Here is a 17119-nt window from a genome sequence, read left to right on the forward strand (position 1 = left end):
CAGGTGTTAAGCACGCAGCCAGGCATCATTGGAAAGGTGGAGGTCTTGCGTGCTTTCAGTCTCTGATGCATTGAGAGACTGAATGGTTGCGCGCCATAGCTTCACCAGTTTGATGAAGGTGTCGAGCTTCTCTTCCAGCTGCTGGACCACGAGGTTTTGAGCGGAAAACCGAGAGTTTAGCGCTGGTTGATTGTCACCTTCTGTCATCGCCAGAACCGCATCACCAGTGCCTTTGCCCAGCAGGTTGGCCTGAAGCAGCAAGCGGTATCCAGCTTCACGTTTGTCTTTCTGGATGTCTGGCAGAAGAGCAAACAGGATCACTTCATCCTGATTGTTTGCCCCCAGAGTGAGCGTAAACTCGTCTTCAACCTCAAAAGAGCAAAGCCCTTCCTCATCCAGCTCAAGGTTTGGCAGGCCGATCTTTTCGCCCAGCTCGGCAAGGAGTGTTGCTGCGTATTTCATTTTTCTTTCCTCACATCGCCTCAGGCTTCACCAACGGTTTTACCGGCGGCATAACTGTGCTCGTCAAAGTAATCCAGCGTGGCATCAAAGGCGCTTTCCTTGGCGCGCTCCAAGGCTTCCCCCGTCTCGGTGCCATCGTAAAGGTCAATAAACTCATTAAGGTCAGAGACATAGCTGGAGGATTCTATCTGTGTTCCATCCGGCTTTGCACGGGCAAGGCCAAGATCAAGCCCCAGTGTGCCATCCAGCTCCTGTCCGACCCAGAGGCTTCGTGGATTGAGTGACCGCCGTCAAAGTTCAGGAACATGGTGTTGGCGACCATGTAGTCCTTTGAATCCGGAATCAGATCCGGGTTTGGGGAGGTGTGCCGGAGATAGTGCAGAAAGTGCAAGTTCAAGTTGGTAGATCCGGACACACCGGAGGCAAATGGAATGCCGCGAGACAGGGCTTCCACCTGCGACTTGCTCGGCTCCTGTAGTTTCGGCAGGTTCACATCTGCAGGGTGCGTACTTGGGATCTTATCTGGGTCACCCTCAAACGTGACACTGCCGGGTTGATAGCCAAGCGTAATCCCAGCATGCGCACTCTTTGGCGTATCCGTGCGGCCAACCTTAGGGCGATCTTCTCGTTTCAGATCCGGATCTTCCGGCGCATTGGTGCGGTTCGCTTCTTTGCAAATCCCCTGATAGGCCTTGTTTGCCACCTTCACATAAGCCGGCAGGTCCGCAACTTTTTTACCGTTCATGACGAGCGGCTGGCGGTCTTCAGGCACTGTTTTGGTCAGCAGAGCATGCAGGGCAACCGTGCCTTTCACAATCAACATCGGGACAGCAATGGCATCATACCCGTTGCGGGTAGGGGCACTCAGGAACTTATCCAGATTGGTCAGTGCATCCTGACGGGGACCTTGCACGAACTCCATCAGTTCTGGGCATTCAGGCATCCAGAAGCGTTCGTTGCCTGCCATCATCTTATGCATTGTCATCGCAGTCTGGTTCTGCACCCGTGGGGTCTGGATGGAGATCACATCTCGCAGGCCGTCTTTCACCAGCTGCGCTGAATCCATCACCGGCTGCGGGGTATCTTCCACCAGATCAGCAATGAACGTACTGTCGAGCACACGGGAATAAATCGCATCGTGCAGGCGGGTCAGTGGTGGGTTATCGCTTTTGCCCAACTGGCTCTGCAGCACCTTGGTCTGGTCGGCAAGATCCTTGAAGCCAATCTCTTCAAGCCTGTCCCCAACCACGGTCAACAGTGCGCGGGTTTCCGGTACAGAGATCCGGTGGCCCAGCACCTGATCCTTCACATAGCCATCAACTTCAGCCAACAGGTCCGCTGTTGCCGGGTCCAGATCCGGGCTTTGTGCCTCGTCTCTGATCAAAGCCAGCAGATGGGTGGTCACCTCACCCGGCACACGAGCTACTTCGCCGCCCTGAGCCGCATTTTGGGTGCGGACGCTTTCCGGATAAACCAGCGTGGAATGCACAGCTTTAAGCGCAATCGGCACAGCTTCCTTCAAAACAGCGTCATCTGAACCGCCAAGGAAGCTCAGGGACCGAACAAGGCTGGAAATACCATCTGCATCCGCTGTCTTAGCAAGTTCAACGATGCGAGCTGTCAGTACTTCAGCTGCCTTCTTTGGGTCATCAGGGATCGCAGCCCCTTCAAAAAAGGTTTCCAGCGTCAGCCGGGTGCCGTAGGCATGTGCTTCCTCAAACAACGTTGCCACTTTTTCCTGTGCCTGCTGAGAGGCCTTGCTTGGCACATGAAGCAGGGTCGCAAGCACACTGGATTTTGGCAGGTGAGGTTTGGTGGAGAGGAAATGATCCACCACCTTCTCAGTCACTTCTGTGCTGAAGTAGGAGTTGAGCTCACGCTTGATCTCGCCCAGGACAGCCTCGTGCTGAGCAGTTTTCTTCGTCACATAGTTGAGCGAGTATTCAACGATACGTTCGCTCGGCTTTGGCGGCACGACATCGGCATACTGAGCCACATTAGGCTGCGGGGCAGGCGGCTGTGAGTTTGAAACAGATAGATTTGATCCGGTCATGCGAGCACCATCACTTTACGAATAACATTCCGCCGGAAACTGTAGAAACAGGCCCGGTCCACGCTTTTATGAATCCTCTTAAAAGCTTTGGCTTTTCAGGTCTGTGCTGACAGGCACTCTCTCAGATTGTAGCGGTAAAAAAGATGAGGGACACAGCGCAGGCCATTGATGGGCTTCACACCTCGCCAAAGCAGCCTAATCAACAGAAAATCTAATTTTATTACAAAACTACTTAGTTACATAAATAGTCACTCTTTGAATATTCCGGATAGCCATTTCATTTACTAGATTTCGCACCTTGGTTTTCCTTATTTCTCCTGTATAGCTATTCCTAGTCTTGTTGTTTTCCTTTCAAATCACCGGGTTCAACGAGTAGGGTAACGGCCACATGTTTTCATTGAAGGGCAAGAAAGCCCTTATTGTTGGGGTGGCGAACAGCCAGTCCATTGCATGGGGATGCGCCAAAGCCATGAAGGCTCAGGGTGCAGAACTGGCACTTACATACCTGAATGACAAAGCAAAAAAGCATGTGGCCCCGCTGGCAGAAGAAGCCAACGCCGCCATTTTTGCGCCGCTGGATGTGACCCAGCCCGAGCAGGTGGATGCCCTGTATGAGCAGATCGAAAAGGTCTGGGGCACGCTGGATATTCTGCTCCATTCCATCGCCTTTTGCCCGCAGGCCGACTTGCATGGCCGGGTGGTGGATTGCTCGGCTGAGGGGTTTGGCGTGGCCATGGACATTTCCGTGCACTCCTTCCTGCGCCTGATCCGCAAATCCGAACCGCTGATGCCGCCGGGCTCCAGCGTCATGACCGTGACCTTCCACGGCTCGGAAAAGGTGATCAGCCACTACAACATCATGGGTCCGGTGAAAGCCGCGCTGGAAAGCACCACACGCTATGTGGCGGCAGAGCTGGGCCAGAAGGGGATTTCCGTCAACGCGCTGTCTCCCGGCCCATTGGCCACCCGCGCCGCAAGCGGCATCGCCAGCTTTGACGAAATGCTGGCAGACGCCACCGAGCGCGCGCCCACACGAAAACTCGCAAGCATTGAAGACATTGGCGCTTATGCCGCCTTTCTGGCCAGTGATGAAGCCCGCAACATCACTGGTGTGGTTCACCCCATTGACGGCGGTTACCGCATCATTGGCTAGGCAGGCACCGAGGTAGATTATGCAAATAGAACTCTTTACCCAGCGCACGGCCCAGTACTTTGAGGCCCTCGCGCAGCAAAACCAGTTTTTGCAGGTTGCCAACTCACGGCGCTCCACCCGCCTGATGAAGGACTTCCAGAAAAAGCAGGAGAAGTCCAAGATCAAAGGCGAAGCGCTGGCCGCCTCCTGGGCACCGTATGACACGCCCAAAAAGGTCATGGATGCCTGGACCCACTATCTGAAGGAGTCCAGTGAACGGGCGATCCTGACCATGGACGCCCTGCGCGAAAGCAGCGACACATATTTTGACCACATGGCCAAGGGCTGCCCTCCGGTACTCGTCTATGATTATGAGTCATCGTGGAGGGGCGAAACCTGCCACGGCCCTGCAACTACATGCTGTTGAAGATCATTCCGCCCGAAGGGACGGAGGTGTTTGACTGGAAGCGCCCCTATGTGATCATCGATCCGCGCGCCGGACATGGCGCTGGCATTGGTGGCTTCAAGGATGATAGTCAGGTGGGCGTTGCCCTGCGTGGCGGCCATCCCGTGTATTTCGTTGCCTTCCACCCGATGCCAGAACCGCATCAGGAACTGTCGCACGTTACCCATGCTGAAGCGGCGTTCCTACGAGAGATCATCTCACGCCATCCGGACAGCCCGAAACCCATCGTGGTGGGCAACTGTCAGGGCGGATGGGCGACGGCCATTCTGGCGGCGGTTTATCCGGATCTGGTTGGGCCGATCGTGCTCAACGGGGCGCCCATGTCCTACTGGAGCGGCAAGATGGGGCAGGACCCCATGCGCTACTCCGCTGGCCTGACCGGAGGCATCGTACCGGCTCTGCTTTCTGCAGATCTGGGCAACGGCGTGTTTGATGGCGCCAATCTGGTGCAGAACTTTGAAATGCTGAACCCGGGCCGTAACTGGTTCCGCAAGTACTATGACCTTTACACTACGATCGACAGCGGCGAAGAGCGTTATCTGGAATTCCAGAAGTGGTGGAACGGCTTTTATTACATGACCGAGGAAGAATTCCGCTGGATTCTGGACAACCTCTTCATCGGCAACAAACTGGCCAAGAACGAAGCATTTCTGGAGCCGGGCCGGCCCATTGACCTGAAGACCATCAAGTCTCCGATCATCGTCTTCTCCTCTTACGGCGATAACATCACACCGCCCGATCAGGCCCTCAACTGGATCGCGGATACCTATACGGATGATGCGGAGATCGAGATCCTCGGTCAGCGTATCCTCTACATGCTTCATGATCAGGTCGGGCATCTGGGCATCTTCGTGTCCTCCAGCGTGGCCAAGCGGGAACATACGCAAGTGGCCTCTACCTTGAAGACCATCGAGGCCATGCCTCCGGGGCTCTACAAGCTGCAGATTGAAGAGCAGAAGGGCAAAGGCTGTGATGCCAAGTTCAAGGTGAGCTTTGCCCGCAAAACCATCGATGAAATGCTGCTGGAAACCGGCGAGCGCGATGAGGAAAAAGCCTTTGCCGGTGTGGCCCGTTTTTCTGAAAGCTGGGAAGACATGTATGACAGCACCATTGGCCCGGTGCTCAAGACCATGAACAGCTCGCAAACGGCAGAAGTCACGCGAGATCTGCACCCTATGCGGCTCGCCAACGGCGCGTTTGCCTCCACCAACCCCTTCATGTTCTGGCCCACCATGGCCGCCGCTGCGGTGAAGCAGAACCACAAGCCCAACATGGCCAAAACGCCCTTCCACTATTGGGAGGAGATGGTGGCGGACAGCATCGAATATGGCTGGGATGCGCTGAAAGATATGCGCGAAGCATGATTGAAAACAGCTTCCTCACCTTCTGGGCCTCTCCCCAAGCGGTGGAATACGGCAAGGCGCTGTCCTTCCGCAGGCCGAAGGTGCCGATGCAGGATCTGCACAGCCTGGCCAGTATTCAGAACGCCCTGAAGAAGATCGAAAAGGGCGGGGCCGCCGCTGCTATCGTGCGCATTGTGCTGATGATTGCTGATACCCGCACCGAGGTGCGCGGCGAAAAGCTGGAGCGCTTCAACGAGGTGCTGACCACATGGGCACCGTTCAAATCCATGGACCCGAAGGAGCGCAACTTCCTCATTCACGACCAGACGCTGATTGCGCGGTTTGAGATGGAGGCGGGCTACAACGCTCTGCCGCTGTTGCTGAAGAACGAGAAGGACAAAACCTTCGCCTACAAGGCGGTGACCTACATCATCGGCAACGAGGAAGACATGGCGCCCAACTCGCTGGAATTGTGGCATTGCCTGAAGAAAACGCTCAAGTGGGGGTAGGTGAATAGATGACAACGACCTACAAGAACACGCCGTATGATCAGATCGAAGTGGGCATGGAAGCCACCTATGAGCGCACCTGTTCAGCAGATGACTTCTATGTCTCCGCCCATGCCTCCGGCGACCTCAACCCCATCCACCTGCCCAAGGAAGACCGCGAGGGGGAAGGGGACTTTGAGGGCGTTGCTCCTTCACTGTGGGTCGCCAGCCTGATCTCCGCCGTGCTGGGCAACCAGATGCCGGGGCCGGGCACGCTTTACAGGAGCCAGAATCTGCGCTTTCTGGGTCGGGCCTATGAAGGTGACCACCTGACAGCGCGGGTGAAGGTGACAGAAAAACTGCCGGATTATGTGGTGAAACTGCAAACCACCGTAGAACGCGCTGATGGTCAGATGATCGTGGAAGGAGAGGCGGAAGTCATCGCCCCACGCACCAGCAAAATCGCCAAGGCCGTCAGCCTGCCGGGACTGACCGTGCGCAGTTACGAGCACTTTGAACGCCTGCTGGACCTTGCACGCCCGTTGCCACCACTCATCACCGCCGTTGTGGCGCCGGAAGACCGTAAGTCTCTGGGCGGCGCATTGCTGGCGGCGGAAAACACGCTGATCGAGCCAATCCTGATCGGTGACCGCGACAAGATCGAGGATGCAGCTGAACGACTTGGCAAGGATCTGGCCCACTGCACCATTCTTGATGTGGCAGGCCACACACAGGCTGCGGCACAGGCGGTGGCCATGGTGCGTGAAGGCAAGGCGCAGGCGATCATGAAAGGCCAACTGCACACGGATGTGCTGCTTGCCCAGATCGTGAAGAGGGACATCGGCCTGCGTACAGATAATCGCCTCAGCCATGTGTTTGTGATGGACGTGCCGGGGCTGGATCATCTGCTCTTCATCAGCGATGCGGCCATCAACATCTCGCCAGATCTGGAAGCCAAAGTGGATATTGTCCAGAACGCCATCAATCTGGCGCAGGCTCTGGGGCAACAGCAGCCCAAGGTGGGCATCCTTTCTGCCGTGGAAACGGTGAACACCAAAATTCCTTCCACCCTTGATGCGGCGATCCTTTCCAAAATGGCAGAACGCGGCCAGATCAAAGGCGGCATTGTTGACGGACCGCTGGCCATGGACAACGCCATAGACATTGATGCAGCGGTGACCAAAGGCATCACCTCCTTGGTTGCAGGGAGGGCAGATGTACTGGTTGTGCCCAATCTGGAATCTGGCAATATGCTAGCCAAGGAACTGGCCTTCGTTGCCCATGCTCAGGTGTGCGGCGTTGTTATGGGTGCCCGGTGTCCGGTGATCCTCACCAGCCGCGCCGATGACGACAAGGCCCGTTTGATGTCTTGCGCTGTTGCGCTTCTTTACGCTGCGAGCCAGAAAGCATGAGTTTTTATTTTACGCTCAATACCGGTTCATCCTCCGTCAAATTCGCGCTTTACAAAGCGGCAACGGAACCTGAGCTTTTCATCTCCGGCATCATTGAGCGTCTTGGCCCTCACGCCCGCCTGAAAATGCAGACGGCGAGTGAGCAGATTGTAGAAGATCTGGGCCACGTTGACCATGCCGGAGCCGTGGCTTCCATCTTCACCCGCGTGGAACCTCATCTGAAGGGCAAGTCCGTGGTGGGCATTGGCCACCGCATCGTCCATGGCGGCAACGCGTTTTACAAACCAACAGAGCTGACCTCTGAAGTGGTGCAGGAGCTGGAACAACTGATCCCGCTAGCCCCGCTCCACCAACCTTACAGTCTGGCAACCATCCGCGCAGCCAAGCAGGTGTTTCCCGGCGTGCTGCAGATCGGGTGTTTTGATACGGCCTTCCATGCCGGTCACACCTTCCCCAATGACGCCTTCGCCATTCCGCGCCATTTTTATGAGGAAGGCGTGCGCCGCTATGGCTTCCACGGGCTTTCCTTTGATTACATCTGCAGCGAGTTGCGCCGCGAGTATCCCGATATCGCCAACGGCCGCCTCGTGATTGCCCATCTGGGCAACGGCGCCTCCATGTGCGCGGTGGAAGAAGGACGCTCCATCAACGCCAGCACCAGCTTCTCCGCCGTGGATGGCCTGCCCATGGGTACCCGCTGCGGGCGACTGGACCCAGGTGTGATGCTCTACCTGATGCAAGAAAAAGAGCTGTCGCCGGAGGAGATAGAGAGCATCATCTACCGCCGCAGCGGCCTGCTGGGTTTATCCGAAGAATCCTCCGATATGCGCGTGCTGGAACATTCCGAAGAGCTGTTCGCCAAACAAGCCATCAACTACTACAGCTACCAGATCCGCCGGGAAGTTGGTGCCATGGCCGCCAGTTTGGAAGGCATCGACGCGCTCATTTTCAGCGCAGGCGTGGGCGAGAATTCCGCACGGGTACGCTCTAACGTGTGTGAACCGCTGGAATTTTTGGGCATCACCATTGATCAGGAAAAGAACATGGCCAACGCGCCGGAAATCGGCACCGGACGGGTGCGGGTGCTGATCATCCCCACTAACGAAGAGCAAGTCATCGCCCGCGCAGTGGCAGCCGCTTGCAGCAAATCTCAATAGAGAGAGACTGGGACTCAGGAAAACTTCGCGGTAAACTTCCCGTATATTTCATGCTGCACGTTTTCAGTGAGTCCCGTTATGTCTGTCCTCTCGCCCACCATCACCGTCCGCCGCCTGACCATTGACGATTTTGAGGATTATCTCGGCCTCCTGCATGAGCTCACAGAAGGTGTTCCCCTGGCACGCGGAGAGGAGGGGCGTGCCCACTTCGCCAAGCTTCTGGACCATGACGGCACCATGGTGTTTGGGCTTGAGATTTACGACCAGATCGTCTCCTGCGCCACGCTCCACATTCTGCCTAACATGACCTATGGCGGCCGCCCGTACTGCCTTGTTGAGAATGTGGTGACCCTGCAAGCCTACCGGGGCCGAGGCTTTGGCCGCATGGTCATGGACACCCTGCGCAATGAGGCCTGGCAAGCCAACGCCTACAAAATCATGCTCCTCACCGGTAAAGACCGCGACGCCAAAGGCTTCTACGAGAGCCTCGGCTACAAAGCCGACCAAAAACACGGCATGGTCCTGCGCCAAGTCCCACCATATAAGGCGCCGGAAAGTTGACACATCTGATCATGAACGAAGCAACAACTGCTATATTATCATCACTGCATGATGCTTCTATTGATGCGCTTTCGGTATTCGAAGACGCTGTTTCCATTCAGTTTGACGATGTCATCATTGACGGACGAAGTTTTTGAGTATCGGTCAAACTGCTGCAGGTGAAAATAATTCGGAGAGAAGGAGAGCTGGTATCCGATCTCAGCATGGAACAATCAGACGGTGAAATCGTCTTTTTCGAGACAACACGATCTGGTGTCAAACTCCTCATCCAATGGAACTGCTTTAGTAGCCAGAAGACCAAAGATGTCTTCTATGAAATTGAATGCTCAGAGATTATCGCTCAATCGACATTCGATTAATCAGCATTCTTTCGCCTTCAAATGACTTCTGTAGCCTTTTTTTCAGAAGAGCATCTCGCCACTACGACAACTTCCGATGCGCTTTGATGTGCTCGATGAAGAGGCGCAGGGGTTGGAGGTCTTTGTATTCCCGGGGGTAGAACAGGTAGAGCGGAGCGACGGGGTCGAGGTAGTCTTCCAGCAGGCGTTCCACCTTGGTCTCATCGCACTGCATCAGCGCATAGTAGCGGAAGGTGAGGGCCAGACCCATGCCTTGCTCCATCAACTCCAATTGAGAGGGCAGGGTGTTGAGAACCAGTCCGCCTTTGACGTCGATCTCCACCCGATCACCATCCACCTGAAACACCCAGGGCGCCAATTGGCCTGAGGTCTGGAAGCGGTACTGGATACACGCGTGGTCCAGCAGATCCTCCGGTTTTTCCGGCCTGCCGTGCTGATCCAGATAGGTTTTACTGCCAAGCACGGTCAGCGGCTGCGGATCCGAGATGCGTAGGGCAATCATATCCTGCGCAACAAGACTGCCTGTTCGAAAACCCGCATGCAGACCTTCTGACACAATATCGACGATGGCATCGCTCAAAGAAAACTCTAGCTGGATCTCCGGATATTTCGCCTGAAACCCGGGCAGCAGATCGGCCAGAAACGTATGGAACACAAACTCAGGCAGCGTCAGGCGCAAAGCCCCCCGTGCACTGCTGCCATACTCCTTTGCATCCTCTACCGCTTGCCCCAGCAAATCGAACGCCGCCCCGGCACCGCTTTGCAGTGCACGGCCCGCATCCGTCAGCGTCACTGAGCGTGTGGTGCGCACAAACAGGGCCGTTCCAAGCTGCTCTTCCAGAGACTTCAACTGATGGCTGACCGTGGAAGGTTTGATGCCAAGAGCATTGGCGGCGCCCCGCAAACTGCCGTTTTGCGCAATGGCGTTGAACACTTCCAGCATGGCGAGGGGGAGACGCATTATTCGATTCCATACATCTATCAGATAGAAAATCAGGCAATTAATAGCACGTGTGCATCCAGCTATAAAGAGTGCAACAGCAACTCAGAGAGGATGTCTCCCAATGAAAACCCTCGTTCTCACCGCCCATCCCGACCTCAGCAAGTCCCGCATCAATAGAAAATGGTTTGAAACTTTTGCTGAAACAGACGGCATCACCCTGCTGGATCTGACCCGTCTTGGCGGCCCGACCCTGAACTTCAACGTGGCAGAACAGCAGGACTTCCTGCTTGCCCACGACCGCATCGTCTTCCAGTTTCCGCTCTACTGGTATTCCGCCCCACCTGTCCTGAAAGCCTGGATGGATCAGGTGCTCACCTATGGCTTTGCGTATGGCCCCAGCGGCACCAAGCTTGCGGGCAAAGAGCTGCTGCTGGCAACCTCCACTGGCGGACCGGAGGACAGCTATCACGCAGGTGGGTACAACAACTTCAGCATGGACGAGCTGCTCAAGCCCTTCCAGCAAACGGCTCTGCTGACCGGCATGACCTATCTGCGCCCCTTCGTGTTCCACGGAGCAGCTGTAGCCAGTGATGAGGACATCATCGCCTCCAAAGCCACAGTGCTGGCCCATGTGCTGGACCCGGAGTTGAACCCGGCCATCAAAAAAGCACGGCTGGATAAAATGCTGGAAGAAGACGCCAAACTGGCTGCGCGTGTCAGCACTTAGACCTCCATTCCCCCAAAGCAACTCAAAGGCGGGCCTATTGGCTCGCCTTTTGGCCTTTCTGCAGTGTGGGCACCTCTGCTGCTGTTTTCAAAATTACGCCAGGAAGAGCACCCGGTTGCCGCCAATGCATGGCAGATACAGCACATACTTAAAAATCGATTCGATCTTTATCGACCACTTCACTGGCCTGCCGTCCACTTCTCTTAACCTGGCGTTTCAAAGCACAGCTTTGTTTTAGCATTTTGTTTCACGCCCTTGTTTTAACCTTCATCCTTCAGGAGGATATGCCTACCGTGGCATTATGGATGGGGTGACATGGCGGTGACTATGTTTTCGGTGTCATGATCTGATGATCAGCACTGCATTCTTTTTCAGAATTCTTTTTCATGGCCGAAACTCGGGGATCGCATTCCTGAAGCTTGGTCATCTGAAGGCTGGAGTGAACACGTTCCTGTCAGAGTAAACCCGCAATACATTGCAGACCACCGCCTTGCCTCCAACCATAAGCAGGACCACGGAAGCAATGCCCGTATTGCATCCTTTTCAACGGGAGGGGACGAAAACTGACAGAACGGAGTGGCCTCGCAGGTCTCTTTCTCAATCGGGACCGAAGCTCCTTCGTTCTCCAGCCTTCAGGAATATTTTGAGTGCAGACTGGAATTGCCTTGCACGTGTTGCAGTATAGTATCGAGTAGAATGTCTGTTGAATCGAAGAACTCAATGAAAAACCTGAGACCCGAGGTGATCTACCGGCCCAGCATCAACTGGGAAGAATGGCGCGAAGGGGTGGCTGAGGCGTCTGGCGAGGTGTGTTTATCCTCCAGCAGCGCATCACCGGAGGCCTTCGGCGCAGGCGTGCGCGGGTCCCGCTATCAAAGCGGTTTTGTAGCAACCATCAACGCAACCCCGCACAAGTTCATCCGCTCCAGCCAACGCATCGCGCGAGATGGCATGGACGCCGTGTTCGTGCAGTTTTACGACCACACCCACAACTGCGTCACCCACATGGGCAGACACAGCGTGGACATTGAGCCGGGTCATCTCATCATTCAGGATATGGCGGAACCGTTTGTGGTGGAGCACAGCTCTTACAAGCAGATGACGCTTGCACTACCACGGGCAACCCTTGCGCCGTTTTTGCATGGTGACCGCACCTATCCCACCTTATGCATCCCGGCCATTGGCGGCTCTGCCAATGCGGTGATCAGCATGATGCAGTTGTTACGCGGTCAACTGGGGGATCTGACAGATGAAGACGTTGCGCCCATTGTGGAGTGCATCGCCAAGCTTGTTGCCAACCAGATGAACAACGGCCCATGCGTCTCATTCGCTCTTGATGAGAACAGCCAAAACGCAGCGCGCTTTTTACAAGCTGCGGAGTACATCAGCCGCACCTATTCCAACCCGCGACTCAACAGCACTGAGGTGGCAAAGCACCTCAACATCTCCCGCACAACGCTCTACCGCCTGTTTGAGCCCATGGGTGGGTTCGTCGCCTTCCTGCGCTACATCCGCATGAAACACGCCATGCGCAAACTGCTGCGCACCGGAAGCGAGGTGGTAAAGGTTCAGCAGATCGCCGAGAGCTGCGGCTTCTCCCACGCCTCCAGCTTCACCCGAAGCTTCAAAGAACACTACGGCGTCTCGCCCCGCGACATCCTGATGGACGTCTCCGCCGGCAAAGGCCAACAACTGCGCACCTCCAGCGGCATCTTCGCCAACTGGCTCGCCACACTGAACGGGGCATCGCTGAACTGAGGGGGCAATCTTTATCTATTTTGCAGCCCCTCATTTCAATCGGTCATTAATCACCCGGTACCTTGTTCAACTGGTCCCTGCTTACTGCGTTCTCATTGTGAGCTGGTACAAAGCTACCAGCTTAACGGCTGTTATCATGCAAGCGTGGCGCGATTTGCGAGTGGAAACATAGCAACGCAGGAAAACGCAAAAGCTTTCAAAGGAACGCACAAAACAACGCAAACGCTCACAGATTTAGGTGCTACCAATTTTCATATCAGATATATCATTCAGTTCAACGTGTTAGCAGTTTGCCTCAACGCCTATTCATATGAGAGACAGCCTTGAGCGCTGGATTGGTAGCATTGACAAGGCGCGTGGTGCGCCGAAGAGTTGCTGTGATTTATTCTCTGATAAGTTTTGAGCTGCGCAATGATTGTACTTGGAAATTCTGAAAGCTGGCCGGGCATTGGCACCACGGCGGACCACCTGCAAAACGGAGCACATGGGTTGGATGCGTTGGTGCCAGGGCTGTCTCTGGTGGAAGCAGAAACCAAGGTGCGCAGTGTGGGCTATGGCGGCTGGCCCAACCTTCTGGGAGATATGGAGTTCGACGCCAGTGTCATGAACGGCACCACACGGGATTATGGCGCTGTAGCTGGTGTGCCGATGACGCTGGAAGTCACACGTTTGGCAAAAGCAGTGCTGGATAATCTGCCCCACACCATGTTGGTGGGTGAGGGCGCCCGGCGTTATGCCGATGAGCTTGGGTTTGCCAAAGACCCCGCCCTTCTGGACCACAGCAAAAAGGTGTGGTGGCGCAAGCTGGAAGAGGTGATGAGTGAGGAGCAAAAGGCTGCCTTCCCCAACACGGATCTGGCCCCCCTCACCAAGGCCATCACTGACCCGGAAAAGGTGCGCGACACCACCGTATTCCTTTGCAAAGACAGCGGGAACAACATCTGCACGGCCACGTCAACATCCGGTTGGGCCTGGAAATATCCTGGACGGGTGGGGGACTCTCCGATCCCCGGTGCTGGCTTTTATGCAGACAGCCGATATGGCGCGGCGGCCTGCACGCATACCGGCGAAATGACCATGCGTTGCGGCACAGCGCGCACTGTAGTGCTGGCCATGAAACTGGGTATCTCACTGGATGATGCGTTGCGGCTGGCAATCTCTGAACTGCAGGAGCTGGAGAGCGGCTATATTGGCGGTGTGGTGATCCATGCCATTGATGCTGCAGGCAAACACCGTGTGGTCAATGTGGGCTGTGATGAGGAGATCGTCTATTGGGTCTGGACACCTGAGCTGGGCCAACCGGAAAAGCGCAAAGCTATCCTTGCTGAAGACCTGCTCGCCGGGCAGGTGGAGGCGCTGTCATGAAGCTGGAAGTCTGTGTCGACAGCATTGCTGGGCTGAACGCCGCTGTTGTCGGTGGCGCTGACAGGATTGAGCTGTGTTCCTGCCTCGCCATGGGTGGCCTCACACCCTCCGTCGGTCTGATGGAACTGGCCGCTAAAGCCCCCATCCCGGTCTACGCCATGATCCGCCCGCGCGGGGGTAACTTCATCTTCTCCCCGCAGGAGGTGGACCAGATGAAGCGGGAAATCGATGCTGTTCGTAATACCAATTTAGCCGGCGTCGTCCTCGGCGCAAACCAACATAGCAACGCACTTGACGCTAAACTATTGGAAAATCTAATAGATCACTCGGATGAGCTTGGATTGACCCTCCACCGGGTTATTGATCTGGCTCCTGATCTGGTGGAGGCAACGGAAACCGCAGTGGACCTTGGTTACGAACGCATCCTCAGTTCCGGCGGTGCTCACAAAGCATTTGATGGCATTGAGAATTTAGCAGCGATGCACCACACGGCTGCTGGGCGCCTTTCAGTCATGCCGGGCTCAGGTATCAACGCGCAAACAGCCCCGGACATCCTGCAAGCTGCTGACTTCACTGAGATTCATGCTGGATGCGGTTCAACTTATCCGCAGGATCAGACTCTGCTGGATTTTGGCTTTGAAGCGGCGGGCGAAAAGAAGACCGATGAAAATCAGGTTAGACTGCTAAAGACTATACTTCTTGATTTATCTCAAACTACATTAGACCACTAGCTGATTGCACTAGAAAACCAATAATTATACTGTCGCGCCAATTTTGAAATTCAATGAATTACTTTACCCGAGAAAATGCAAAATCTAAGCGATACAGAACGGAAGATCCTTTCTCTTTTGCAAGAGAACGCGCGGCAGTCCCTCACAGAGATTGCCCAGAAGATCGGCACGTCCAGAACCAACGTCAAAACAAAGATCGACCGGTTATATGATGCTGGTATCATTAAGAGATTTACGGTTGATCTGGAAGATGCGGACGTCAGAAACACTGGCACACTGAAGAGCTTCTTCCATGTTCATCTGACAGAACCAGCCTGTGAAACTCTGTTTGATCACGTCAAAAAATGGGAGGAAGTGAAGGGCTGCTGGACAGTTTCCTCTCCAACCACCGATATGATCGTGATGGTAGAAGCTATCTCACAGGAAGCATTGGAATCAGCCAGATTCCGCATCAGCAGGTTACCTTATGTAGATTCTATGCACACGACCTTCGTTCTAAGAGAGTGGCAACATAAACTCTAGCGATTTTTGTCGTATTACTTTGAAGAACGCACTGCGTGGATGAAACGATCAAAGGCATTTCTGCTGTGGAAGCAAATGTTAAGGTGAAAACGCCCTTGATCGTTATCTTCTGCGCGATCGGCTCATCGCGAAGAATTCAATTACATCAGCACTTTACCGCAAAGCTGATGCAGAGGCCGCCCCCTCAACGCCTCTGAACAAGAGGATCGGAGAGGATATTGCCCAACCGCCTCTATCGATAAATTCCTCCATTTTTCAGGGTAATGCCAGAGTGCAAAGTGTCCAAAATTTTCGTTTCGAAACAGACACGCACAGCAAATACCTCAGCAAAATCAATCGTTAGCGATCAGTTGGTTGCTAAGGCATGCCAGCCAGCGCTACGCCTGAACGCAACGTTCCGGTGACCGGGGAAACCAGGATACTGATGAACTTGTTGACCTCTGACACAGAGGAGTTGGCAACATAGATGACGTCTTTATCTTTAATCTCAAAGGCTTGCGTCAGGAACAACCCGCTGGGTTCCTTCAGGTTGAGACGATAAACAACGGGAACAGTCTCAAACTCATTGTGCTGCTCATGCGGTGGAAGCAATGGCATCATCTTCTGCCGATCCTCAAACCGGAACAGGAACACACCCGTTGCATCCGCTGTTCCATCATGCAAACCACCAGACATTCCAATGGCTTCTGACAGGTTCAATCGCGAAGACGGGAAGTCATGTTTACGCCGCGCGACCACTGCCCCGAACACTGTGAAGGACTTCGGCTGGTGCGTAATGGAGACGATATCTTTCGGTCTCAGCCATATGTTGTTGGCTGGTTGCTCCGCAATGTCATCCAGTCCAAATCGGAACTTCTTATCATCCCGCACAACGGTGACGAACGACTCATAGTCCGGGTTCCTTGTCCCCCCAGCCTCAGAGATCGCCTCGACCAGACTCAGCCCATCCTCATGCACGCGGAACTGGCCCGGCCTTGCCACATCTCCAATCACGATCACTTTGTGAGACCCATTTGCCTGTAGGTTTACAACCACTTGCGGGTCAACGGCCTTCCCCTCCAAACCAGCAAGGATCAGCTCACGCACCTCAGAGATCGTTTTGTTTTCTACATTCAGCTCGCCAACATAGGGCACATAAATCTTGCCCTTATCATCCACGACAAGCCCCAGTTCCGTTCGCTTCTGCCCTTGTGTAGAGAACAGACCATTGGGAATGGACTCCCAGATTCCGACGGAGAGCTGATCGCCAACTCCAACATGGATCGTGCTGCGTTTGCCTTTACCAACGCGGAACTCTTTGGGAGGTAAGTTACTGGCATAATTAGATAAGTGCTGAATTGTCGGCACATCCACATCCAGCATGACATAGCTCAGGGATTGCTCATCACTCTGCGAGGTTGCCGTCTCAACCTGATAAGCGCTTGGGCCATGTCCTGGAATTTCCGAGCACCCGGCGACAGCCAGTAGTAGCGCAGATGCAACAAGGAACTCCAACCAGCCAGATATGTGCAAACATGTTTTCACATGTCGACACTGCCGTATTCGTGAGCGTTGGAGTAGCCGCCGGATTTAGCTATTGCAGTTTGAGCGTAGGACAATGAAGGGAGATAAATACTGCAGATTAAGTGGTTGAATTATCG

General features: G+C 54.7%; 19 protein-coding genes. 15 read left to right on the forward strand and 4 right to left on the reverse strand.

Annotation, left to right across the window (positions count from 1 at the left end):
* Positions 1-6: 6 nt before the first annotated feature.
* Together JCM12308_RS12230 and JCM12308_RS12235 are read right to left on the reverse strand one after the other, a co-directional pair.
* The gene (locus JCM12308_RS12230) at positions 7-462 is read right to left on the reverse strand and encodes a CesT family type III secretion system chaperone (RefSeq protein WP_054783906.1); all 456 of its coding nucleotides are present in this window, start codon (positions 460-462) and stop codon (positions 7-9) included.
* 184 nt (positions 463-646) lie between these two features.
* Complete coding sequence (locus tag JCM12308_RS12235) at positions 647-2515, reverse strand: hypothetical protein (RefSeq protein WP_208978505.1); 1869 nt, start codon at positions 2513-2515, stop codon at positions 647-649.
* Positions 2516-2903: 388 nt separating this feature from the next.
* On the opposite strand from JCM12308_RS12235, the gene fabI reads away from it, so the two are divergent.
* From fabI to JCM12308_RS28295, 9 genes are all read left to right on the forward strand, one after another.
* The gene (gene fabI / locus JCM12308_RS12240) at positions 2904-3668 is read left to right on the forward strand and encodes an enoyl-ACP reductase FabI (protein ID WP_008551231.1); all 765 of its coding nucleotides are present in this window, start codon (positions 2904-2906) and stop codon (positions 3666-3668) included.
* 19 nt (positions 3669-3687) lie between these two features.
* A complete protein-coding gene (locus tag JCM12308_RS29780; protein WP_208978506.1) occupies positions 3688-4074 on the forward strand; it encodes a hypothetical protein in 387 nt (128 codons plus the stop codon).
* The gene (locus JCM12308_RS29785) at positions 4065-5477 is read left to right on the forward strand and encodes a DUF3141 domain-containing protein (protein WP_208978507.1); all 1413 of its coding nucleotides are present in this window, start codon (positions 4065-4067) and stop codon (positions 5475-5477) included. The genes JCM12308_RS29780 and JCM12308_RS29785 overlap by 10 nt, the downstream gene beginning before the upstream one ends.
* Positions 5474-5965 (forward strand): hypothetical protein, encoded by a 492-nt coding sequence (locus JCM12308_RS29790; RefSeq protein WP_208978508.1) that lies wholly within the window; start codon positions 5474-5476, stop codon positions 5963-5965. Before JCM12308_RS29785 ends, JCM12308_RS29790 begins: the two co-directional genes overlap by 4 nt.
* A gap of 8 nt (positions 5966-5973) precedes the next feature.
* The gene (locus tag JCM12308_RS12250; RefSeq protein WP_008550879.1) at positions 5974-7356 is read left to right on the forward strand and encodes a bifunctional enoyl-CoA hydratase/phosphate acetyltransferase; all 1383 of its coding nucleotides are present in this window, start codon (positions 5974-5976) and stop codon (positions 7354-7356) included.
* The gene (locus tag JCM12308_RS12255) at positions 7353-8513 is read left to right on the forward strand and encodes an acetate/propionate family kinase (RefSeq protein ID WP_054783907.1); all 1161 of its coding nucleotides are present in this window, start codon (positions 7353-7355) and stop codon (positions 8511-8513) included. Before JCM12308_RS12250 ends, JCM12308_RS12255 begins: the two co-directional genes overlap by 4 nt.
* A gap of 78 nt (positions 8514-8591) precedes the next feature.
* Complete coding sequence (locus JCM12308_RS12260) at positions 8592-9074, forward strand: GNAT family N-acetyltransferase (RefSeq protein WP_054783908.1); 483 nt, start codon at positions 8592-8594, stop codon at positions 9072-9074.
* 11 nt (positions 9075-9085) lie between these two features.
* Positions 9086-9211, forward strand: coding sequence for a hypothetical protein (locus JCM12308_RS32275; protein ID WP_280138369.1), 126 nt, complete (start codon positions 9086-9088; stop codon positions 9209-9211).
* A gap of 66 nt (positions 9212-9277) precedes the next feature.
* The gene (locus JCM12308_RS28295; protein ID WP_164845301.1) at positions 9278-9433 is read left to right on the forward strand and encodes a hypothetical protein; all 156 of its coding nucleotides are present in this window, start codon (positions 9278-9280) and stop codon (positions 9431-9433) included.
* A gap of 61 nt (positions 9434-9494) precedes the next feature.
* Here JCM12308_RS28295 and JCM12308_RS12270 read toward each other — a convergent pair whose 3' ends face one another.
* On the reverse strand, positions 9495-10394 hold the full coding sequence (locus JCM12308_RS12270; protein ID WP_054783910.1) for a LysR family transcriptional regulator: 900 nt from the start codon (positions 10392-10394) through the stop codon (positions 9495-9497).
* Between the two features lie 103 nt (positions 10395-10497).
* Here JCM12308_RS12270 and JCM12308_RS12275 point away from each other — a divergent pair, with 103 nt between their 5' ends.
* From JCM12308_RS12275 to JCM12308_RS28300, 6 genes are all read left to right on the forward strand, one after another.
* Complete coding sequence (locus JCM12308_RS12275; RefSeq protein ID WP_054783911.1) at positions 10498-11103, forward strand: NAD(P)H-dependent oxidoreductase; 606 nt, start codon at positions 10498-10500, stop codon at positions 11101-11103.
* 720 nt (positions 11104-11823) lie between these two features.
* Complete coding sequence (locus tag JCM12308_RS12280) at positions 11824-12861, forward strand: helix-turn-helix domain-containing protein (RefSeq protein ID WP_208609165.1); 1038 nt, start codon at positions 11824-11826, stop codon at positions 12859-12861.
* Between the two features lie 411 nt (positions 12862-13272).
* Positions 13273-14226 carry a glycosylasparaginase gene (locus tag JCM12308_RS12285; RefSeq protein ID WP_054783913.1) on the forward strand — a complete coding sequence of 318 codons (954 nt, stop codon included), beginning with the start codon at positions 13273-13275 and terminating at the stop codon, positions 14224-14226.
* Positions 14223-14957, forward strand: a complete 735-nt coding sequence (locus JCM12308_RS12290) for a copper homeostasis protein CutC (RefSeq protein ID WP_054783914.1) — start codon at positions 14223-14225, stop codon at positions 14955-14957. The genes JCM12308_RS12285 and JCM12308_RS12290 overlap by 4 nt, the downstream gene beginning before the upstream one ends.
* 75 nt (positions 14958-15032) lie before the next feature.
* Positions 15033-15479, forward strand: a complete 447-nt coding sequence (locus JCM12308_RS12295) for an Lrp/AsnC family transcriptional regulator (RefSeq protein ID WP_054783915.1) — start codon at positions 15033-15035, stop codon at positions 15477-15479.
* Positions 15480-15514: 35 nt separating this feature from the next.
* Entirely contained in the window at positions 15515-15676 is a 162-nt protein-coding gene (locus tag JCM12308_RS28300) for a hypothetical protein (RefSeq protein WP_164845302.1), read from the forward strand.
* 160 nt (positions 15677-15836) lie between these two features.
* Here the strand turns inward: JCM12308_RS28300 and JCM12308_RS12300 are convergent, their stop codons facing one another.
* A complete protein-coding gene (locus tag JCM12308_RS12300) occupies positions 15837-17003 on the reverse strand; it encodes a polysaccharide biosynthesis/export family protein (protein ID WP_054783916.1) in 1167 nt (388 codons plus the stop codon).
* Between the last annotated feature and the right edge of the window lie 116 nt (positions 17004-17119).

This window comes from Pseudovibrio denitrificans JCM 12308 (assembly GCF_001310815.1).
Classification (GTDB): Bacteria; Pseudomonadota; Alphaproteobacteria; order Rhizobiales; family Stappiaceae; genus Pseudovibrio; species Pseudovibrio denitrificans.